The following is a 20,602-nucleotide window of genomic DNA, read 5'->3' on the forward strand; positions in this document are numbered from 1 at the left end:
TTCCTGGAGGAATCGCATATGAGCACCGAAACACCCACCGAGACAGACCAACTGCCGCGACGGCGGCTGCCGTTCTGGGTGGCACTGGCCCTGTCCGTCGCCACCGTCGGGCCGACACTGGCCATGTCCGGAAACGGTCAGGGCCTGATCGCCACCGTCGGCAAGGCCCTGCCGCTGGTCTTCGTCATCGGCCTGGTCGGCGTGTCACTGGTCGGCTACAGCTTCGTCCGGCTGACCCGCCACCTCAACCACGCCGGCTCCGCCTACGCCCTGGTCGGCGGCACCGTGGGGCCACGAGCCGGCTTCTTCTCCGGGTTCGCGATGCTGGGCGCCTACGTGGGCTTCTGCATCGGCACACTGGCCCTGACCGCGGCCTTCACCAACGCCTTCATCGCCCAGCTCCAGGCCGGCAGTGAGCACCCCTACCAGCTGCCCTGGCTGGTGCCCGTGGTGATCGGTGCCGTGATCTCGGTGCTGCTGGCCGGCCGCGACGTCGCCCTGCTGGCCAAGATCCTGCTGGCCATCGAGGGGGTCGGCATCCTGGCGATGGTGGTCCTCGTCGTCGTCATCTTCGCCCGCGGCGGGGCACCGTCGACCGGGGTGGACTTCAGCGTCTTCTCGTTCTCCGGCAGCGGTGTCTCCGCGTCCGCGGTGATCTCCGGTGTGGTGGCGGCCTTCCTGTCCTGGGCCGGGTTCGAGGCGTGCGCATCGATGGGTGAGGAGACCGACAACCCCGGCCGCAACATCCCGCGCGCACTCGGCGGCACCCTGATCCTGACCGGAGTGCTGTTCGTCGTCGTGATGTTCGCCCAGGTCATCGGATTCGGCACGGACGAGGCCGGTCTGGCCGCGTTCCAGGGGTCCGGCAACACCCTCGGCGATCTGGGCAGCACCTATATCGGCCAGTGGTTCAGCCTGCTCATCATCTTCACCGCCACCGTCGCCGCATTCGGCTGCCACATGGCCACCGCCGCCACCTCCGGCCGCATGCTCTACGCGTTCGGCCGCGACGGATTCGGCCCGCGCGCGCTGGCCCACATCCATCCGGCCACCGGCGGCCCGCGCCGGGCCACCTGGCTGGTGGTGGGCCTGGCGCTGGTGGTCGACGTGATCTGCGGGGCGGTCGGCTGGCCCGATATGGGCACCGGGAACCCGGCCATCGACACGTACTTCCTGTTCGCGGTGGCGGGTTCGGTGTGCCTGATGGTGTGCTACCTGCTGGTCGAGATCGCCGCGGCATGGTTCGTCGGCGCCCCCAGGTTCCTCTCGGTGCACGGCGGGCACGGCAAGGTCGCCGGGCTGGTACTGCCGCTAGTGGGTGCGGTGGTGATCGCGGTGGTGTTGTGGTTCAACGTCAAGGACGCCGAAACCTGGACGGCGGCACCGCTGCTCGGCCTGTACTGGTGCCTGGTCGGACTGGTCATCGCGCTGGCCGCCTCCGGTATCGCCAAACGGGTCGGTGAGTCGCTGACCGCCGAACTGCAATTGCCGGGTGCGCAGTGACGACGCTGTACCAACGCGACGACGCCGTCATCGCCGGAATCGAGAAGCTGCGGTTCTTCCCACTGGAGGTGGTGTCCGGGCACGGCAGCACGCTGGTCACCCCGGACGGCCGGGAACTGCTGGACCTGTCGGCCACCTGGACCGCCTCCGGGCTCGGCCACGGGCATCCGGCGGTCGCCGAGGCGGTCAGCAGGGCGGTGCGCACCGCACCCGGTTCCGGAGGATTGTCTGCGGTGCACCCGGATTCGGTCGGGCTGGCCGAGGATCTGCTGGCACTCGTGCCCGGCACCGGTGAGCGCCGGGTCTACCTCGGGCACGCCGGATCCGATGCCAACGACGTCGCCCTGCGGGCGTGCCGGCACGGCACCGGTAGACGCACCGTGCTGGCCTTCGAGCACAGCTACCACGGCGGGGTGGGGGTGGCCATGGGTGTCTCCGGCGTGCACGTCGACGCCGGCGTGGCACCCGACCCGGATGCGATCTTTCTGCCCTACCCCAACCCTTTCCGGCCGCACGGGCCGGATGACGTGGGAACCTGCCTGGCGCTGGCCGAGCAGCACATGTCCCAGGGGCAGATCGCCTGCCTGATCGTCGAACCGATCCTGTCCGACGGCGGGCTGGTGGTGCCGCCGGACGGTTTCCTGGCCCGGCTGCACCAGCTGTGCCGGCGGTTCGGCGTCCCGATGATCTGTGACGAGGTGAAGATGGGGCTGGGCCGGCCCGGCACCCTGCACGCCTTCGAACACGACGGGGTGGTGCCCGATATCGTCACGTTCGGCAAGGTGCTCGGCGGGGGTCTCCCGCTCTCGGCCGCGGTCGGTCCGGCCGATCTGCTGGACCACCCGCCCGCCGCGGCACTGCTGACCACCGCGGGCAATCCGGTCTGCACGGCCGCCGGGCGCGCCGTGCTGGCCACCATCGTCGAGGAGCAGCTCGCCGAGCGCGCCGCGAAAGTCGGAGCGGTGCTGACGCATGCGCTGCGCGCACTGGACACCGACCGGATCGGCGACGTCCGCGGGCGCGGGCTGGCCATCGGGGTGGAACTGGTGGACCCGGCGACCGGGGAGCGCGATCCCCGGCTGGCCGCCCAAGTGGTGTACCGGGCATGGGAACTGGGTGCGGTGGTCTACTACGTCGGCGGCAATGTCCTGGAGGTGACGCCGCCGCTGGTGCTCACCGAGGACGAGGCCCTGCGCGGCGCCGAGATCATCGGAGCGGCCATCGCCGATGCCGCGGCGGGTAGCGTCGACGCCGAGGAGGTGGCCCGTTATGCCGGTTGGTGACGTCATCGACGTGTTCGATCGCGTGCAGGTGCCCGAGAAGCTGGCCGACCATCTGCGCACCGTCGAGCTGGTCGACCACCACGTGCACGGGGTGTTCAACGAACCGGTCGACCGGGCCGGATTCGAGGAGTCCATCAACGAGGGCTCGCCCGACCCCATCCCCGGGTTCATGACCCAATTCGATTCTCCGCTGGGTCTTTCCCTGCGGCGCTGGTGTGCGCCACTGCTGGGCCTGGATGCCTTCGCCGATGCCGACACCTATTGGAAGCGACGCGCCGAACTCACCCCCGGTGAGCTCGCGGACGTCTTCCTGCCGCCGGCGCGGGTCGCCCGTTGGGTGGTGGACACCGGCTTCAAGGGCGATCTCATCTCGACCCCGCAACGCCTCACCGAATTGAGCGGCGCCCCGTCCTCGGAGATCCTGCGCCTGGAACGCCTCGCCGAGGATCTGCTGGAGGCGGGTACCGCGGCCGAGGCATTTCCGGATGCGTTCCGCGCGGCACTGACCGAGGCGGCGGCCAATCCGGAGATCGTGGGCACCAAGACGATCGCCGCCTACCGCACCGGATTCGATATCGACTGGTCACGTCCGTCGGATGCACAGGTCATCGAGCATGCCCGCGCGCTGGCCCTCCGGCCGTCCACACGGGTGGACAGCCCCGTGCTGATCGCCTTCGGGGTACACGAGGCCGCCGAACGACAGCTGCCGATCCAGGTGCACGTGGGGTTCGGCGACCGCGATCTGGATCTGCAGCGCACCGATCCGCTGCTGTTGCTGCCGTTGTTGCGCACCATGGTCCCCGTCCCGGTGCTACTGCTGCACTGTTACCCGTTCCACCGCCAGGCCGGCTATCTGGCCCAGGCCTTCGACCACGTGAATTTCGATGTGGGCCTTGGTATCAACTACCTCGGGGTGCGCTCGACCGCACTGGTGGCCGAGGCCATGGAGACGGCACCGTTCGCGAAGCAGCTGTACTCCTCCGATGCCTTCGGACCACCCGAGCTGCACCTGCTGGGATCGGTGCTGTGGCGCCGCGCGATGGGTCTGGAACTGGGCGGCTGGATCCAGCGCGGTGACTGCACGGTCGAGGACGCGATCCGGATCGTGGACATGATCGGCGTCCACAACGCCCGTCGGGTCTACGGGCTTTGAATCATTACGGGGCACCGCTTTTCGACGAACTGCGCCGATTCGTCGAACGCGATCAGGCACCGTTCTACAGCCCGGGGCACAAGGGCGGCCGCACCCTGGACCCGTGGTTCCGCGCGAACATCGCGGCGATCGACCTGAACAATCTGCCCGACCTGGACACCCTGCACTGCCCGGAGGGGCCGATCGCCGACGCCGAACGCCTGATCGCCGACGCGTGGGGTGTGGGCCAGAGCTTCATCATGGTGCAGGGGTCCACCGGCGGGAACATCGCGGTGGCCCTGTCGGCGCTGCGTCCCGACGAACCCGTGCTGGTGCAGCGGAACGCCCACAAGTCGGTGCTGGCCGGGCTGGTCCAGTCCGGCGCCCGGCCGGTGTGGCTGGAACCGCAGTGGGACAGCCGATTCGGTGTGGCGCACGGCTTGGACACCGAGGTGGTGGAACGGGGCCTGACCGACAGCGGCGCGAAGGCCCTGTGGCTGTTGCACCCCACCTACTACGGCACGACCGCCGATATCACCGCCTTGGACGCGTTGTGCCGGCGGTTCGGGGCCACCCTGCTGGTGGACGGCGCGCACTCACCGCACTTCGCGTTCCACGACGATCTCCCACCGGCCGCCGAACGATCCGGAGCCGCGGCCACGGTGCAGTCGGTGCACAAGATCCTGTCGGGGTTGAGTCAGGCCGCGGTGTTGCACATCGATCCCGAACGACTGGACCCGGCGACCGTACGCCGGGCACTTCAGCTGGTACAGACCACCAGCCCACATTTCGCCATCATGGCCTCCATCGATCTGGCCCGCAGCCAAATGGCTTGTCATGGACGCGATCTGCTGACGGAGACGTTGCAGCGGGCGCGGCGGACGGCGGAGCGGCTGGCCGCGATACCCGGACTGCAGGTCCTGCGCGGCTCGGACGCCACCGGCCCGGGCACCGGGTTCTGCCACCTCGACGAGACCAAACTGCTGATCGGCACCCGCGGGTTGGCGGCCGACGCCCGCGAGGTGATGGCGCGGCTCAACCGGGTGCACGGTGTGCAGCCGGAACTGAGTGGGCCCGGGCATATTCTGTGCATCACCACCATCGGCAACACCGATCGCGATATGGACCGGCTGGTCGACGGTTTCGCCGAGGTCTGCACACACGCCGGCACCCGCGCCGGTGGCACCGACGCCGGGCTGGTCGGCGATCTGCTGGCGCTGCGCGCCGAACCGGTGCTCACCCCCCGCGAGGCGTTCTTCGCCGCCGACGCGACCGTTGCGCTGGCCGACGCGACCGGCCGGGTGGCGGCCGAGGCGATCACCCCGTACCCGCCCGGGATCCCCCTGGTGATGCCGGGTGAGCGGTTGACCGCCGACGCGGTGGCCTTACTGCGCACGCTGCGGGCGTCGGGCACCCCGATCAGCGCGTCGGACCCGACGCTGGACCACGTCAAAGTGGTGCGCTGAGCCGGCTCAGATCGTGATGACCCCGCGGTACCGGGCATGGCCCTGTTCCATGGCGGCGTAGGCGTCGGCCGCCTGTTCCAGCGGGTATTGCTGAATCTGGGCCCGGACACCGTGCAGCACAGCGAAGTTCATCGTGTCCTCGACGTCGGCCGCGGTCCCGGACGGGTGCCCGGCCACCGTCAGCGCCGGGGTGATGAGGTCCAGCGGGCTGATCGGCAGGGGGTCCGCGGACACCCCGATGACGATCAGTTCGCCGCGCGGATTCAGCCCGCCCACCGTCTGGCCGATGGCGGCGGCGTTGGCCGCGGTGGCCAGCACCACCGCGACACCGCCCAGCGCGCGCAGCGACTCGCTGACATCGCCGGCCGTCGAGTCGACATAGTGGTGCGCGCCGAACCGACGGGCGTCGTCGGCCTTGTCCTGGCCACGCGCGACGGCGATGGTCTCGAAGCCCATGGCGCGCGCGAACTGGATGCCGAGGTGTCCGAGCCCGCCCACCCCGAGCACCGCGACCCGGTCCCCGGCCATCGCATGCGTCGACCGCAGCGCGTGATAGACGGTGACGCCGGCGCAGCTCATCGGCGCCGCGTCGACGAAGGACAACGCCTCCGGAATCCGGGCCAGCGCAGTCGCCGGCGCCGTCACCGACTGGGCGTATCCGCCCGGGTACTGCCAGCTGGGCACCTGACCGTTCTCGCAGTGGATGAACTGACCCTTGCGGCACTGCCCACAGTGATTGCAGTTGCCACCGAACCAGCCCACCGCCACCCGATCACCGACAGCGAAACCTTCAACACCCGAACCGATTTCGGCGATGGTGCCGGCGATCTCGTGCCCCGGGGTCAACGGCCACGACATTCCCGGGAAATGACCGGCGACGAATTCGCGGTCGGTCCCGCACACTCCGCACGCCTGCACGGCGATACGCACATGCCCGGGCGGCGGCGAGGACGTCTCCACCTCGACGAGCTCGAGTGACCCCTGGGCCGCAGGGACGTGGACGGCGCGATGTGTGGTCATAGGTGAATCCTGCGACGATGTCGCGCGCCGCGCCAGCGAAACGGAAAGGTTGTCAGGTCAGCACTTCATCGCGGCGAGACGCCGCAACGACGCGTCCACCGCCGGCACCGCGAGCTGGCCCGCGTTGACCGACTTCTCCAGATGATCGAGGACGGCCGGCACCTCGCCGGTGGTCACCCACAGCGCGATATCGGCCCCGGCCTGCAGCGCGCGCAGGACCGCCTCGGCCACGCCGTACCGCGCGTTGATGGCCGCCATGCTGGACAGGTCGTCGGTGAAGACGACGCCGTTGAAACCCGGACCGCCGTAACCGCCCGAGCGCAGCAACGCGTACGCCGGCCCGCTGAGGCTGGCCGGGTCGCTGCCGGTCAGCCCGGGCACCTGCAGGTGTCCGACCATGACCGCGACACCGGGCAACGTGGTCAGGGTCTGATACGGCACCAGGTCGTTCGCCTTCAACGCGTCCAGCGGCGGCGTGGTGACCCCACCGGTGTGCGAGTCGCCGGACCCGTGGCCGTGGCCGGGGAAGTGCTTGAGTACCGGCATGACCCCACCGTCGTGCAGGCCGCGGGCGTAGGCGCCGGCGTACTCGGTGACCTTGGCCGGATCCGAGCCGAAGGACCGGTCCCCGATCACCTCGTCGTCGGCCTCCTCGGTGACGTCGACGACGGGAGCGAAATCGACGGTGATGCCGAGGTTGCGTAACGCCTGACCACGCTGCAGCGCGATCTGGTACACCTCGTCGGCGGTCTTGGTGGCCGCCAGCACCCGCGGCGAGGGCTGGGCCCCGATCAGGTCGGCGAGCCGCGATACCCGGCCGCCTTCCTCGTCGACGCTGACCGCCAGCGGCAGGGCGGACGCCGCGCCGGCGATGTCGGCCAGCGGCGCACCGAGGATGGACTTGTCGGTCCAGCTGCCGATGAAGATGCCCCCGACGTGATAGTTCGTCACCACCGCCTTGGCGTCCGCGGCGTCGGTCACCCCCACCATCAGCAGTTGCGCCAGCTTCTCCCGGATCGGGAGGCTGGTGACGTCACCGCAGAGCGGAAGCGCCGGCGACGGCGCGGGGGCCAGCGGCATACTCGTCGACGCGGGAGTCACGCTGCTGGTCGCCGGCGACGCCGCCGGTTCGGGCGCGGAGTGCGAACACCCCAGCAGTAGTGCGGACAGCGCTGTCAAGGCACCCAGGGTGCGGGACATCGGCATGCCCAGAAACCTTAGTCGCCGCAGCGCGCGCGTCCGACGGCCAGGACGTGTGTGCACCGTCGAGGTGCGCCGTCCTCATATTGTCCCGTGCTAGGTTGACCGCATGGATCGGTTCGTCGTGCCTGCTGCGGCCAGCATCGTCGTCGGCCTGTTGCTGGGCGCGGCCGCTATCTTCGGTGTGACGCTGATGATCCAGCAGGACACCAAGCCGCCGGTGCAGTCGGGTGACCCGGCGTCATCCGTGCTCAACCGCGTTGAATACGGCGACCGGGCCTAGCACCGGGGCAACCGCCGCACAGGGCCCGTTTCCCGTCGCCTCGCCCCTTTCCCGCCGCTGGCTGTGGCTGGTCGGCATCGTCTCGCTGGCTCTGTGTTTCGCGCAGTCCCCCGGCCGCATCTCGCCGGACACCAAACTCGATCTCACCGCCAATCCGCTGCGCTTCCTGGCCCGCGCCGCCAACCTGTGGAACAGCGACCTGCCGTTCGGCCAGGCGCAGAACCAGGCCTACGGCTATCTCTTTCCGCACGGCGCCTTCTTCCTGCTCGGCGATATCGCCGGGCTACCGGGCTGGGTCACCCAGCGGTTGTGGTGGGCGTTGCTGCTGACCGTTGGCTTCTGGGGTCTGCTGCGGGTCGCCGAACTCCTCGGCATCGGCAACCCCACCTCCCGGGTGATCGCGGCGACGGCGTTCGCGCTGTCGCCGCGCGTGCTGACCACCCTCGGCGCGATCTCGTCGGAGACGCTGCCGATGATGCTGGCCCCCTGGGTGCTGCTGCCCGTCATCCTGGTGATGCGCGGCGACCCGCGGATCCGGACGCTGGCCGCCCGTTCGGCGGTGGCCGTCGCCCTGATGGGGGCGGTGAACGCCGTCGCCACCCTGACGGGCTGCCTGGCCGCGGTGATCTGGTGGGCCGCGCATCGTCCGAACAAGCAGTGGTGGCGTTTCACGGCGTGGTGGGCCCTGTGCACGGCATTGGCCATCACGTGGTGGGCGGTGGCCCTGGTCCTGCTGGGCCGGATCAGCCCGCCCTTCCTCGACTACATCGAGTCCTCGGGCGTCACCACCAGCTGGCTGTCGCTGACCGAGGTGCTGCGCGGCACCGACAGCTGGACCCCGTATGTCGCGACCACCGCGACCGCCGGTTCGTCTCTGGTCACCGGGACGGTGGCGGTGCTGGCCACCACCCTCATCGCCGCGGCCGGCCTGGCTGGGCTGGCGATGCGCAGCATGCCGACACGCGGGCGGCTGATCACCATCCTGCTGCTCGGGATCGTCGCGCTGGCCGCCGGTTACTCCGGTGGGCTGGGGTCGCCGATCGCGCATCAGGTGCAGCTGTTCCTGGATGCCTCGGGTACCCCGCTGCGCAATGTGCACAAGCTCGAACCCCTGATCCGGCTCCCGTTGACGCTGGGGCTCGCGCACCTGCTGGGCCGGGTCCCGATGCCCGGCAGCGCGCCCCGGCAGGTCTGGCTGCCCGCGTGGACGCACCCGGAGAAGGACCGACGGGTGGCGGTGGCGATCGTGGTGCTGGCGGCGCTGGCCGCGGGCACCTCGCTGGCCTGGACCGGGCGGCTCACCCCGCCGGGTAGTTTCACCGCGATACCGCAGTACTGGCATGACACCGCTCGCTGGCTGGATGAGCACAACACCGAGCGGGGGCGGGTCCTGGTGGCGCCGGGCGCGCCGTTCGCCACCCAGGTGTGGGGTAACACCCATGACGAACCGCTGCAGGTGCTCGGCGACAATCCGTGGGGTGTGCGGGACTCCATCCCGCTGACCCCACCGGAGACCATCCGCGCGCTCGACTCGGTGCAGCGCCTGTTCGCCGCCGGGCGCCCCTCCGCGGGCCTCGCCGACACCCTTGCCCAGCAAGGGATTTCCTATGTGGTGGTGCGCAACGACCTGGATCCGGAGACGTCCCGGTCGGCGCGGCCGCTGCTGGTGCACCGATCCGTGGACAACTCGCCGGGACTGACGAAGGTCGCCACCTTCGGCGATCCGGTCGGGCCCGGCCTGCTGGAGGGATTCGTCGCCGACAGCGGACTGCGGCCCCGGTACCCGGCGGTGGAGATCTACCGGGTGGGCACTCCGGTCACCGGGCCGTATCTGGTGGACACCGACACGATGGCACGGGTGGACGGCGGCCCGGAAGCGTTGGTACGCCTGGACGAACGGCGCCGGCTGCTGGGCCGACAACCGCTGGGTCCGATGTTGCTGACCGCCGATGCCCAGCGCGCCGGGCTGCCCACCCCGCTGGTCACCGTGACCGACACCCCGCTGGCCAGGGAGACCGACTACGGCCGGGTGGACAACCACTCCTCGGCCGTGCGCACCCCCGACGATCCGCGGCACACCTTCAACCGGGTGATGGACTACCCGGCCGGTACCGAACCGGTGTACGGCAAATGGTCGGGCGGGCGGCTCACCGCGTCCAGTTCCGCAGCGGATTCGACTGCCCTGCCCAATGTCTCGCCGTCGACGGGGCCGGCCGCGGCGATAGACGGGGACTCGTCGACCAGCTGGGTGTCCAACGCCCTGCAGACGGCGGTCGGCCAGTGGCTGCAGGTCGACTTCGACCATCCGATCACCAATGCGTCATTGACCATCACCCCGAGTGCCACCGCGGTCGGCGCTCAGGTGCGCCGGATCGAGGTGTCCACCGCGAACGGCACCACCACGCTGCGTTTCGAACAGCCGGGCAAACCGCTGTCGGTGGCGCTGCCCTACGGGGAGACACCCTGGATGCGGATCACCGCGGTGGGTACCGATGACGGTTCCCCCGGTGTGCAGTTCGGGATCACCGACTTCTCCGTCACCCAGTACGACGCCTCGGGTTTCGCGCACCCGGTCAATCTGCGCCACACCGTCGAGGTGCCCGGGCCGCCGGCGGGTGCGGAGGTCGCGCTGTGGGATCTGGGCTCAGAACTGCAGGGCCAACCCGGCTGCGCGCCGGCGCCCGAGGGGGTGCGGTGTGCCGCGGCGATGGCGCTGGCCCCCGAGGAGCCGGTGAACCTGAGCCGCACGCTGACCGTGCCCGCGCAGACCTCGGTGACCGCCACCGTCTGGGTGCGGGCCCGGCAGGGGCCGCGACTGGCCGATCTGATCGCCGCGCCCGTCGCCGCGCGAGCCACCGGCGACGCCGACCCGATCGATGTGCTGGGCTCGGCCTACGCCGCCGCCGACGGCGATCCGCGGACCGCCTGGACCGCCCCGCAGAACGTGGCGCAGTTCAAGACGGGGCCCACCATCACCCTCACCCTGCCCGAACCCGCGGAGGTGGGGGCACTGATGCTGGCGCCGAGTTCCTCGGAGCTGCCCGCTCATCCGACCATGGTGGCCATCGATCTGGGCGACGGCCCGCAGGTGCGGCCGTTGACGGGTACCAAGACCCAGACCGTCGACCTCAAACCCAGGGTGACGAACACCATCACCGTGTCGATCCTGGACTGGCGAGATGTGATCGACCGCAACGCCTTGGGGTTCGATCAGCTCAAGCCGCCCGGTCTGGCCGAGGTGACCGCACTGGACCGGGCACACCGGCCGATCGCCGCCGCCGAAGGCGCGGCGAACCGGCAGCGGACCATCACCCTGGCCTGCGGCCAGGGACCGATCATCGGTGTGGCCGGGCAGTTCGTGCAGACCTCGGTGACCACCACCGTCGGCGCGCTCCTCGACGGTGCACCCGTCGCCGCGCGTCCCTGCCAGGACCGGCCGATCACCTTGCCCGCCGGGCAGCAGGAACTGTTGATCAGCCCGGGACCGTCCTTCTTCGTCGACGGTATCCAGCTGGCCACCCCCGCGGCGGGTCGAGTACCCAGCGCGGCAACGACTCCCGTGCAGCGCGGGCAGTGGGGCGCCGATCGCCGCGAGGTCGAGCTCGAGGCCGCCGGGCAGGACCGGATCCTGGTGGTGCCCGAGAGCCGCAGTCCGGGCTGGGTGGCCCACGCCGCCGACGGCGCGGAACTGCGTCCGGTCACCGTGAACGGCTGGCAGCAGGGCTGGGTGGTCCCCGCGGGCACGTCGGGCCCCCTCACGTTGACTTTCCCGTCGAACGCGGCCTACCGGCTCGGCCTGTTCGGCGGGCTGGCCCTGCTGCCGATCCTGGCTCTGCTTGCGCTGCTACCGATCCGGCGGCCGCGTGGCGGCGAACCGGTGCGCACCTGGGCACCCGGTCCGGTGCCGACCGGGATCGCCGTGCTGGCGGCCGGCGGCGTGATCAGCGGGATCACCGGCCCCCTGGTGGTCGCCGCGGCGCTGGCCGTCCGCCATCTGCTACGACACCGCGCACGCCTGCAGGAGACGGTGACCGTCGGCACCTGCGCCGTCGGGCTGATCGTGGCCGGCGCGGCGCTGTCGCGCTATCCGTGGCGTTCGGTGGACGGGTACGTCGGGCATTCCGCCGGTGTGCAACTGGTGGCGCTGATCGCCGTCGCGATGCTGGCGGCCTCGACGGTCACCTATACGTCGAGCACCAGACGCGGTGTGGCCGAACGGGATACGCAGGCCAGCATCGAGGACTGACGTTCGCCATCGGTGAGCCGGTTGTCCCGGTGTTCGGGCGTACCCGCCAGCACCCCGACCTTGCAGGTACCGCAGAACCCCTGTTTGCACGAGTAGGCGGTGTCGGGACGCACCTTGACCAGGGCCTGCAGCACCGTCTCGTCGGCCGCGACCGGCACCACCTCACCGGTGCGCGCCAGTTCGATCTCGAAGGCCGTTCCGTCGACCACCGGCGCTGCGCTGAAACGCTCGAAATACAGGTTCTTGGCACCGGTTTCAGCGAACCCGTGCCGGACCGTCTCGATCATCGGCGGTGGCCCGCACACGTACACCGCACCGCCGCGGGGAGCGTGGCGCAGCAGGTCGGCCGCGGTGGGGATGCCGTGCTCGTCATCGAGACGGATGGTGACCCGGGCCGGGTCCCACTGCCAGATCTCGTCGAGGAACGGGATGGTGTCGATGCTGCGCCCGCAGTACACGAAATGCCAGTCGGTGCCCAACCGTTGCGCGGCGCGCACCATCGGCAGGATCGGGGTGATGCCGATACCGCCGGCCAGGTAGAGCACCCGGGAGTGCGGGATGAACGGGAAGCCGTTGCGCGGCCCGCGGACCGTGACGGTGTCCCCTTCGGCCAGGGCGTGCATCTCCAGTGACCCGCCACCACCGGTGGGGATCTTGCGCACCGCGATCCGGTAACCCGAGCGGTCCTGCGGATCGCCGCACAGCGAGTACTGGCGGCGCCGCCCGGACGGGAGGTGCAGATCGAGGTGGCAGCCGGGCTGCCAGGCCGGCAGCGCCGCCCCGCCGGGATCCGCGAAAGTCAGTGCCACCACGTCGTTGTCGCTGGCGACCACGGCGCGTTTGACGAGCACCAGGGTCATCGGATCGTCGGGGGTGCGCACCGCGCGCTGGTCGGTGTAGCCCTTGCGGGTCACCGGGCGCAGCCAGAACTTGTCCAGCACCGTGGCGACCACGTTGATGGTCCGGTCGTCGATACGCGCTCCGACCGGCGGAACGTGCTTCACTGCGCGGTGGGCCGGGTGGCCGGCGACGACGCCAGGTACGCCACTGCCTGCGCGGTGTTGCCGACGTCGCCCGGGTGGTACCACGGCGAGTAGTACTGCAGGGCACGGATGACCAGATGCCGAATGGGCGGCGTCACCCCGTGGCGGGCGGAACGGAATAGCTTGCGCCACACCACTTTACGCTGCCGCCGGGATAGCGACACGTTCGGGTCGACCCGCATCAGGTAACGGATGCCCTGCCAGATCAGGTACAGCAGAATCGGCGCGACCACCACCTGAGCGCGGGCCCGCCGTACATAACTGCCGTCGAAGTAGTGCAGCACGTCATGGGACACCATCCGGTGCTCGACCTCCTCGGCACCGTGCCAGCGCAGCAGGTCCAGCACCACCGGGTCGACCGTGGTCTCGTTGAGGCGGTCGGCGTTGAGCACCCAGTCGCCGAGGAACGCGAAGATGTGCTCCAGCGCGGCGATCACGGCGAGCCGTTCGACGAGGTAGTTGTGTGCCTCCTCGCCGGTGGTCTGGCGCGGCCCGAGCAGGTGTCCGAACACCCAGTTGGCGCGCTCGATCATCGGGGTGGGGTCGATACCGTGCCGGGTGAGGTAGTCGTTGAGGCCGACGTGGGCGTTGGCGTGCATGGACTCCTGGCCCATGAAGCCGATGACATCCTCGCGCAGCTTCTCGTCCTCGATATGAGGTAGCGCCTCTTTGAGGACGGTGATGAACCATTCCTCACCTGCGGGCAGCAGCAGGCTCAGACCGTTGTACAGGTGGGTGGCCACGGGATACCCGTAGACGTAGTGCGCGGGAACGGCGCTCAGATCGAACTGCACCGGACGGGCATGCAGTGCGATCGCCGTACCGTCCGGGGTGTCGGTGTCCAACAGTTCCATCGGCAGAACGGTACCCGCGGTACTAGATAAAGTCGATCCCGGACCGCTATCGCGCGATGGCGGGCTCGGCGGTATCGGTGACCGAGCTGTCCAGCGGCGGCGGGTTGCGCCGGTACTCCCAGCGGCGCAGCGCGTTCCGGCACGGCGACTCGACCAGCGCATAACTGACGGCCGCGATCGCGAACCCGAACACCAGGGTGAGCGCCAGCACCACCGGCATGTGCCCGTTGAAGGGGAACTGCCCGATGACGGGGAACACCATGGCCAGCGCGGCCAGGTGCCAGACGAACAGGCCATAGGACCAGCGGCCCAGGGTGACCATCACCGGACTGCCCAGCAGCCGGTGGGAGGTGTCGGGCCGGTCCAGCACCAGCGGCGCCAGCAGCGCTCCGGCCACCACCGCGCCCATCGTCACCTTCACCACGAACTGGCCCACCGAACCCGGCGTCAGCCCTTCCGGGCCGGCCAGGGGCGAGGCGGCCACCACGAATGCCGACACCGCCAGCGCCGCCATCAGCAGCCGGTTGCGGGCCAGCCGGTGCGGTAGCCCGACGGGGCTGACGGTCAGTTCGGCGAGCAGCATGCCCGCGGCGAACCAGGAGAAGAAGGCCGGCGGCCAGTTCAGCGGATTGACGCCGGCGGGCGGGTGCAGTGGCAGCAGTCCCCAGGCCAGGCTGGCCAACGCCACGACGGTGATCGCCGGGATCCGGGCCCGCACCGGCAGCCGGCGGGCCAGCAATGCCAGCAACGGCAGCGCCAGGTAGAAGCTGACCTCCACCGAGAGGCTCCACATCTGGGTCAGCCCGGCGGTCAGCGTCAGCGGCACATAGATCTGGGTGAGGGTCAGGTTGGCCAGCCACACCGTGACGTTCGCCTGCGCGTCGGGCAACAAGGTGAGCACCACGATGACCGCCACCAGGTAACCGGGCATGATGCGCACCAGCCGGGAGCGCAGATAATGCCCGGTCGGAGGCCGTCGGCGCAGCCCGCGCGCGGCCGCCGCGTGACCACGCCACAGCAGGAAACCCGACAGCGCGAAGAACACCGCGACCGCGAGATCGAACCGGCCGAGCAGGCGCCCGCTGACACCGCCGGTGTGCCCGGTCTGGAACGCGACGTGGGTGAGCACCACCCCGATCGCCGCACATGCCCGCATCCCCTCGACGGCGGGCAGGAAACTCCGCGTCCCGCCGGTCTGGGAAGTGCTCACGCAGACCAGTGTGCCGGGGCCGGCGGGCAGGAGCGAAGCGACCCGGGGAGTAGTCGGATGCCGTTGTCATAAACATCGCCCTTACGGTGTGCTGTTAGGGTCAGCTTTCGACCGAAGGGAGCACGGGTTGAACCGCGCAGTGGCCCTGCGAATCGCAGCGTGCGGACTGATGGGGCTCGGCGCTGCCCTGCTCATCGCCGCCTTGCTGTTGTCCACGTACACCAAGGGCAAGATCGCCAAGATCCCGCTGGATCTTGAAGCCGACCTGATCAGCGAAGGCACCGGCACCGCGCTGGACCCGGCCTCGCTGTCTCAGCCGGACCATTTCGTCGTCAACAAGAACGTGCCGGTGGCGCTCCAGCAGCAGCTGAGCGTGGAGGCGCCGGCCAACGCCGATGTCGTCACCCTGCAGGTCGGCACCTCGTTGCGCCGCGCCGACAAACAGCAGGACAACGGCCTGCTGTTGGCCATGGTCGACACCGTGACGCTGAACCGCAAGACCGCGGAGGCGGTGTCCAGTGACACCAACCCCGGCGGCGCCGTGCAGAAACCGCGGACCATCGAAGAGGACAACCCGCCGACCAACATCGCGCTGCCGCACGAGGGTCTGGCCTACCGGTTCCCGTTCGACACCGAGAAGAAGACCTACCCGTTCTTCGATCCGATCGCGCAGAAGCCCTACGACGCGAACTACGACGGCGAAGAGGACGTCAACGGGCTGACCACCTACCGGTTCACCCAGAACGTCGGCTACGACGCCGACGGCAAGCTGGCCGAGCCGATCAAGTACGCGTCGCTGTACGACAACGACATCGACAGCACCGTGACCGCCCGCGCCGCGCAGTGGGGCGTGGAGGCCGCCGATCCGTACGACCCCGTCACCATGACCCGCTACTACGCCGCCCAGCGGACGTTCTGGGTGGACCCGGTGAGCGGCACCATCGTCAAGTCCAAGCAGCACGGCTTTCACTACTACGCCCGCGACGCCCTCAAGCCCGAGGTGACGTTCGCCGACTTCACGGTCACCTCCACCGAGGAGACCGTCGAGTCGCAGGTGTCCGCCGCGCGCGACGAGGCCGACCACCTGGCCCTGTGGAGCCGCATCCTGCCCATCACGTTCGCCGGCCTGGGCCTGGTGACGCTGGTCGGTGGTGTGCTGCTGGGTTCGTTCGGGCTGCGCGCCGAATCCGCCCTGATCGATCCGGGGCTCGACGGTTCGGATCGCGGGTTCTTCAGCCGCCGAGACGACGAGTCCGGTCCGATGCCGGCGGCCGAGGCGCAGACCGAGAAGATCCCGACCCGGCGTCCGACCGATCTCCCACCGGACCGACCGGTCTGAGCTCGACCCCCTCCCCGGGTCGCTGCGCTCCTGCCCTCTGGAGATCAGCGATAGCGCCGGCGTACGCGCTGGCGCTCTCGCTTGTGGTGACCGGCCCCCTGCTGGGCCCGGGGTATCTGTTGCTGCGCGACGCGGTGTCCACGCCGCGGTCCTACCTGTCCGACGCAGCCCTGGGCCTCACCGAGGCCGCGCCCCGAGCGCTGCCACAGGACTTCTTCATGGCCGTGACGTCGACGGTCGTCGACGGCGGGGTGGTGGCCAAGGTCCTGCTCGTGGCCGGGCTGTGGCTGGCCGGCTGGGGTTCCGCGCGGCTGGTGTCGGCGGTGCTGCCGGATACCGGGTTGGCGGGTCAATGCGTGGCGGTGACGCTGGCGATATGGAATCCCTATGTCGCCGAGCGGTTGGTGCAGGGCCATTGGAGCCTGCTGGTCGGCTACGGCTGCCTGCCCTGGGTGGCTGCGGCCATGTTCGGCATCAGGGCGACCGGACGGGGCTGGCCCGCCCTGGTGTTCTGGATAGCGCTGGCGGGATTGACCCCGACGGGACTCATCCTGGCGGCGATCGTGGCGCTGGTGTGCGTGCGCAGCCGGCGCGCCGCGGCGGTGGTGGTGACCACGGCGGCCGCGGCCGCGCTGCCGTGGCTGACCGCGTCGGTGCTGGCGGGGTCGCTGTCCGGGGTGGCGAGCACCGGTGTGCACGCCTTCGCGGCCCGCGCCGAGCCCGGGCTGGGCACGGCGGGCAGCCTGGCCGGCCTCGGCGGGATCTGGAACGCGCAGGCCGTACCCGGTTCGCGGACAAGTCTTTTCGCGGTGGTCGCGACGGTCGTCGTGGTGGCCGTGGTGGTGGTGGGCCTGCCCGCGGCGTTGCGGGTGCGCGCCGCACGGCCGTTACTGGTGCTGGCGGTCGCCGCGGTGGTGCTGCCGGCGCTGCTGGCGACCGGACCCGGTCTGGCCCTGTTGGAGACGGTGGTGCGCGCGGTGCCGGGTCTGGGCCTGCTGCGCGACGGGCAGAAGTGGGTGGCGCTCGCACTGCCCGGATATGTGCTGGCGGCGGCCGGTGTGGCCCGGTACGGCCGCGCGGTGGCCGTCGTCAGCGGCGCCGCGCTGATCGCGGTACTGCCCGACCTGGCGTGGGGTGTCGGCGGGCAGCTGCGCGCGGTGCACTACCCGGCGGGGTGGGCGACGGTGGCGGCGATGATCAACGCCGATCCCCGTCCGGTGGCGGTGCTGCCCGCCGACAGCATGCGGCAGTTTGCCTGGGCCGGGACCGCGCCGGTGCTGGATCCGTTGCCCCGCTGGGTATCTGCCGACGTGCTGTCCAGCGGCGACCTGGTGATCGGCGGACGGACGGTGTCCGGGGAGGGCACCCGCGGCCGCCGCGTCACGGCGCTGTTGCTCGACGGCGCCCCTCGGGAGCGATTGGCCGACGCCGGGGTGGGCTGGGTGGTGGCCGAACCGGGCTCTCCCCCAGTGAATCTGCCGGTCGCCTACCGGGACGGCGATCTCACGCTGTACCGGGTGGGCGGTACGGCCCCGGCAGCATCGGGGCGTGCGGTCGCGATCGCCGCGCATCTGGTGTGGTTGGGCGTGCTGGTGGGTGCGGGGCTGCTGGCACTGGGCCGGGCCTACCCGGCCATGACCAGGCGGGCACACAGCGGGGAATCAGGTTAGGGTTTTCAGGCGATATACCGGCTGATGGTCCGCTTGTCACACCATAGGAGAGCTCGACATGAACGTCATGACCCACCGGTCCCCCTTGCTGCGCCGCACTGCGGGCGGCCTCGTCCTGGTTGCGCTGGCGGTGGGTTCGGTCGCCTGCTCCAACAGCGAGAAGGAAGCGCCCAGCACCAGCACCAGCACCACCACGACCACGACGCCGGCACCGACGACGAGCGCGGCGCCGGTGGAGCCCACCGAGAAGAGCATCAGCCCGACCGGCGGCAACCTGTTCACCCCGACGGTGAAGGCACCCGGTCCGCAGACCGCGGCCCCCGGCAACCTGCCCGGGAACTCGCCGAAGTAGGACCGGCTACACCACGCCGCTGACGTACCTGCCGGCGTGTACCGCCTCCAGCACCACCCGCATCGCATCGGCACTCTGCTGCCAGGAGAACTCGGTGCTGCGCGCCTGCGCCTTGGCGCCGAGTTCGATGCGCAGCACCGGATCGGTCAGCAGCCGCGCCATGCTCTCGGCGAGCTCACCCGGGCCGTCGACCAGCAGCCCGGTGACTCCGTCGACGATCGAATCGGTCAGCCCGCCCGAGGACCGGTAGCCGATGGTCGGGACACCGTGCTGGGCGGCCTCGATGACGGCCAGCCCCCAGCCTTCCTTGCGGGAGGGCATCAGGTGTACCCAACTTTGTTGGATCACTTGGTGTTTGATGTCGTCACCGACGTGCCCATGAAAGGTCACCGCGTCGGCGATCCCGATCCTGGCAGCGTGCGCGACCAGCCGGTCCTCCCACCAGCCGCCGCCGACGATGTCCAGGTGCAGATCCGGCAGCTGCGGCCGTAATGCCGCGACGGCATCCAGCGCGTCCTCGATCTGCTTGTGCGGCACCAGCCTCGACAACACGGCCACCCGCGGCGTCGCCGAGCGCGGCTGCTCCAGGGTGCATCCCGGCGCCGCGTCAAGTCCGTTGCGCACCACCGCAATCCGGTTCTTGCCCACACCGAGTTCGACGAGTTCCCGGGCCGAGGGCAACGAGACGGTGACGTACTGGTTGCGCCGGTGCAGGCGCGGCGACAACGTCGATTCCACGAACCAGCCGAACCTGCCGGTGCGGCGTCCGGCGACCGGCCACTGTTCGCGATGGCAGTGATGTACCAGCACCAGGGAGCGCCGGCCGTAGGCGAGCCGGGCCAGGAACGGGATACCGTTCTGGGTGTCGATGACGACATCGGGCCGAGACCGGCGTAGCGGGCCAAGCCCCAGCCGGGCCAGCACCATGACCACACCGGCCCAGATGTAGACGGAGTACGCGCCGCCGCCCCGGCTGACGGTCACCCCGTCGAGCACTTCACGGCGCGGCGCGCCCGGATAGCGCGCGGTGCGCAACGTGACGTGGACCCCGTCGGCCGCCAACCGGGTGCCGATGCGCTGCAGGTACGCCTCACTGCCGCCGCCCTGCGGATGTCCGGTGTCACGCCAGCACAACAGCAGTACTGAGCGGACTGGGCGGCGTTCGGACATCGTGTCGAGAGTACCGGTGAGTAGTTTGAGCGGGTGCGTCCCTTGGATTCGTTCGCCCGGCGAGCGACACTGCGCCGGTCGGCCCGGCTGCTGGGGGCATTCCGCTTCGAGCAGAGCGATCCGGCCCGGTTCTACGGCGCGCTGGCCGCCGACACGGCGGCCATGGTGGCCGACCTGTGGGCCGGTGCCACCTCGTCGCCGGTGGCCGGCCGGACGGTGCTCGACGTCGGCGGTGGCCCCGGCTACTTCTCCGCGGCGTTCGAGGCGGCCGGAATGACCTATATCGGGGTGGAGCCGGATCCGACGGAAATGCACGCCGGACCTGCGAGTGAGCCCGGCAGCGGCCTGTTCGTCCGCGCCTCGGGGCTGGCCCTGCCGTTCGCCGATGGCAGCGTCGACATCTGCCTGTCGTCGAATGTGGCCGAGCACGTCCGGCACCCGTGGCGACTGGGTAACGAGATGCTGCGGGTGACCCGGCCCGGCGGGCTGGTGGTGCTGTCCTACACGGTGTGGCTGGGGCCGTTCGGTGGTCACGAGATGGGGTTGACGCACTACCTGGGTGGGGCCCGCGCGGCGCGGCGGTACACCCGCAGACACGGGCACCGGCCGAAGAACGACTACGGTTCGTCGTTGTTCGCGGTGTCCGCGGCGGACGGATTGCGGTGGGCCCGCTCGACGGGCGCGCTGGTCGCCGCATATCCCCGCTACCACCCACGATGGGCGTGGTGGATGACCTCGGTCCCGGGGTTCCGGGAATTCGCCGTGAGCAATCTGGTGCTGGTGTTGCGGCCCACCTGAGGCCGCCGATGGAACAGGTTCTCGTTTTGCCGA

General features: G+C 70.3%; 16 protein-coding genes. 10 read left to right on the forward strand and 6 right to left on the reverse strand.

The window, feature by feature from the left end:
* The first annotated feature begins 18 nt into the window (after positions 1–18).
* Genes H7J86_RS12740 through H7J86_RS12755 form a run of 4 tightly spaced genes read left to right on the forward strand, consistent with a single transcriptional unit; the run spans position 19 to position 5,384 of the window.
* Positions 19–1,503 (forward strand): APC family permease, encoded by a 1,485-nt coding sequence (locus H7J86_RS12740; RefSeq protein ID WP_090362928.1) that lies wholly within the window; start codon positions 19–21, stop codon positions 1,501–1,503.
* Positions 1,500–2,786 carry an aspartate aminotransferase family protein gene (locus tag H7J86_RS12745; protein ID WP_267291377.1) on the forward strand — a complete coding sequence of 429 codons (1,287 nt, stop codon included), beginning with the start codon at positions 1,500–1,502 and terminating at the stop codon, positions 2,784–2,786. Before H7J86_RS12740 ends, H7J86_RS12745 begins: the two co-directional genes overlap by 4 nt.
* Positions 2,773–3,939 carry an amidohydrolase family protein gene (locus H7J86_RS12750; RefSeq protein WP_267291379.1) on the forward strand — a complete coding sequence of 389 codons (1,167 nt, stop codon included), beginning with the start codon at positions 2,773–2,775 and terminating at the stop codon, positions 3,937–3,939. Before H7J86_RS12745 ends, H7J86_RS12750 begins: the two co-directional genes overlap by 14 nt.
* Positions 3,936–5,384 carry an aminotransferase class I/II-fold pyridoxal phosphate-dependent enzyme gene (locus tag H7J86_RS12755; protein ID WP_267291381.1) on the forward strand — a complete coding sequence of 483 codons (1,449 nt, stop codon included), beginning with the start codon at positions 3,936–3,938 and terminating at the stop codon, positions 5,382–5,384. Before H7J86_RS12750 ends, H7J86_RS12755 begins: the two co-directional genes overlap by 4 nt.
* Positions 5,385–5,390: 6 nt before the next feature.
* On the opposite strand, the gene H7J86_RS12760 is transcribed toward H7J86_RS12755, so the two are convergent.
* Together H7J86_RS12760 and H7J86_RS12765 are read right to left on the reverse strand one after the other, a co-directional pair.
* Entirely contained in the window at positions 5,391–6,404 is a 1,014-nt protein-coding gene (locus H7J86_RS12760) for an alcohol dehydrogenase catalytic domain-containing protein (RefSeq protein ID WP_267291383.1), read from the reverse strand.
* 57 nt (positions 6,405–6,461) lie between these two features.
* A complete protein-coding gene (locus H7J86_RS12765) occupies positions 6,462–7,610 on the reverse strand; it encodes a glycoside hydrolase family 3 N-terminal domain-containing protein (RefSeq protein WP_090362936.1) in 1,149 nt (382 codons plus the stop codon).
* Between the two features lie 103 nt (positions 7,611–7,713).
* On the opposite strand from H7J86_RS12765, the gene H7J86_RS12770 reads away from it, so the two are divergent.
* Both H7J86_RS12770 and H7J86_RS12775 read left to right on the forward strand, forming a co-directional pair.
* Positions 7,714–7,887: a DUF2613 domain-containing protein gene (locus tag H7J86_RS12770; RefSeq protein WP_064961435.1), complete on the forward strand. Its 174-nt coding sequence runs from the start codon at positions 7,714–7,716 to the stop codon at positions 7,885–7,887.
* A gap of 61 nt (positions 7,888–7,948) precedes the next feature.
* Entirely contained in the window at positions 7,949–12,133 is a 4,185-nt protein-coding gene (locus H7J86_RS12775) for an alpha-(1->3)-arabinofuranosyltransferase (RefSeq protein WP_267292909.1), read from the forward strand.
* Here the strand turns inward: H7J86_RS12775 and H7J86_RS12780 are convergent.
* Genes H7J86_RS12780 through H7J86_RS12790 form a run of 3 tightly spaced genes read right to left on the reverse strand, consistent with a single transcriptional unit; the run spans position 12,070 to position 15,186 of the window.
* Positions 12,070–13,137, reverse strand: coding sequence for a PDR/VanB family oxidoreductase (locus tag H7J86_RS12780; protein ID WP_372517263.1), 1,068 nt, complete (start codon positions 13,135–13,137; stop codon positions 12,070–12,072). The genes H7J86_RS12775 and H7J86_RS12780 overlap by 64 nt on opposite strands.
* The gene (locus tag H7J86_RS12785; RefSeq protein ID WP_090362938.1) at positions 13,134–14,030 is read right to left on the reverse strand and encodes a metal-dependent hydrolase; all 897 of its coding nucleotides are present in this window, start codon (positions 14,028–14,030) and stop codon (positions 13,134–13,136) included. Before H7J86_RS12785 ends, H7J86_RS12780 begins: the two co-directional genes overlap by 4 nt.
* Before the next feature lie 46 nt (positions 14,031–14,076).
* A complete protein-coding gene (locus H7J86_RS12790) occupies positions 14,077–15,186 on the reverse strand; it encodes an acyltransferase family protein (RefSeq protein WP_267292913.1) in 1,110 nt (369 codons plus the stop codon).
* Positions 15,187–15,367: 181 nt separating this feature from the next.
* Here H7J86_RS12790 and pgfA point away from each other — a divergent pair, with 181 nt between their 5' ends.
* The 3 genes from pgfA to H7J86_RS12805 are packed head-to-tail and all read left to right on the forward strand — an operon-like array spanning position 15,368 to position 18,601.
* Complete coding sequence (pgfA, locus tag H7J86_RS12795; protein ID WP_267291385.1) at positions 15,368–16,579, forward strand: cell envelope lipid trafficking protein PgfA; 1,212 nt, start codon at positions 15,368–15,370, stop codon at positions 16,577–16,579.
* Between the two features lie 50 nt (positions 16,580–16,629).
* The gene (locus H7J86_RS12800; RefSeq protein WP_267292915.1) at positions 16,630–18,249 is read left to right on the forward strand and encodes an MmpA family trehalose lipid delivery protein; all 1,620 of its coding nucleotides are present in this window, start codon (positions 16,630–16,632) and stop codon (positions 18,247–18,249) included.
* 58 nt (positions 18,250–18,307) lie between these two features.
* On the forward strand, positions 18,308–18,601 hold the full coding sequence (locus H7J86_RS12805; RefSeq protein ID WP_267291387.1) for a hypothetical protein: 294 nt from the start codon (positions 18,308–18,310) through the stop codon (positions 18,599–18,601).
* Positions 18,602–18,607: 6 nt separating this feature from the next.
* Here the strand turns inward: H7J86_RS12805 and H7J86_RS12810 are convergent, their stop codons facing one another.
* On the reverse strand, positions 18,608–19,771 hold the full coding sequence (locus H7J86_RS12810; protein ID WP_187097786.1) for a glycosyltransferase family 4 protein: 1,164 nt from the start codon (positions 19,769–19,771) through the stop codon (positions 18,608–18,610).
* Between the two features lie 33 nt (positions 19,772–19,804).
* Here H7J86_RS12810 and H7J86_RS12815 point away from each other — a divergent pair, with 33 nt between their 5' ends.
* Entirely contained in the window at positions 19,805–20,569 is a 765-nt protein-coding gene (locus H7J86_RS12815) for a class I SAM-dependent methyltransferase (protein WP_267291389.1), read from the forward strand.
* Positions 20,570–20,602 lie beyond the last annotated feature (33 nt).

The organism is Mycobacterium hackensackense, from assembly GCF_025822555.1.
Taxonomy (GTDB): domain Bacteria; phylum Actinomycetota; class Actinomycetes; order Mycobacteriales; family Mycobacteriaceae; genus Mycobacterium; species Mycobacterium fluoranthenivorans.

Coding starts and splice junctions, on each gene's coding strand:
- H7J86_RS12760 (WP_267291383.1), bottom strand. CDS start 6,404: ATGACCACACATCGCGCCGTCCACGTCCCTGCGGCCCAGGGGTCACTC.
- H7J86_RS12770 (WP_064961435.1), top strand. CDS start 7,714: ATGGATCGGTTCGTCGTGCCTGCTGCGGCCAGCATCGTCGTCGGCCTG.
- H7J86_RS12740 (WP_090362928.1), top strand. CDS start 19: ATGAGCACCGAAACACCCACCGAGACAGACCAACTGCCGCGACGGCGG.
- H7J86_RS12790 (WP_267292913.1), bottom strand. CDS start 15,186: ATGCGGGCATGTGCGGCGATCGGGGTGGTGCTCACCCACGTCGCGTTC.
- H7J86_RS12765 (WP_090362936.1), bottom strand. CDS start 7,610: ATGCCGATGTCCCGCACCCTGGGTGCCTTGACAGCGCTGTCCGCACTA.
- H7J86_RS12805 (WP_267291387.1), top strand. CDS start 18,308: ATGAACGTCATGACCCACCGGTCCCCCTTGCTGCGCCGCACTGCGGGC.
- H7J86_RS12810 (WP_187097786.1), bottom strand. CDS start 19,771: ATGTCCGAACGCCGCCCAGTCCGCTCAGTACTGCTGTTGTGCTGGCGT.
- H7J86_RS12785 (WP_090362938.1), bottom strand. CDS start 14,030: ATGGAACTGTTGGACACCGACACCCCGGACGGTACGGCGATCGCACTG.
- H7J86_RS12750 (WP_267291379.1), top strand. CDS start 2,773: ATGCCGGTTGGTGACGTCATCGACGTGTTCGATCGCGTGCAGGTGCCC.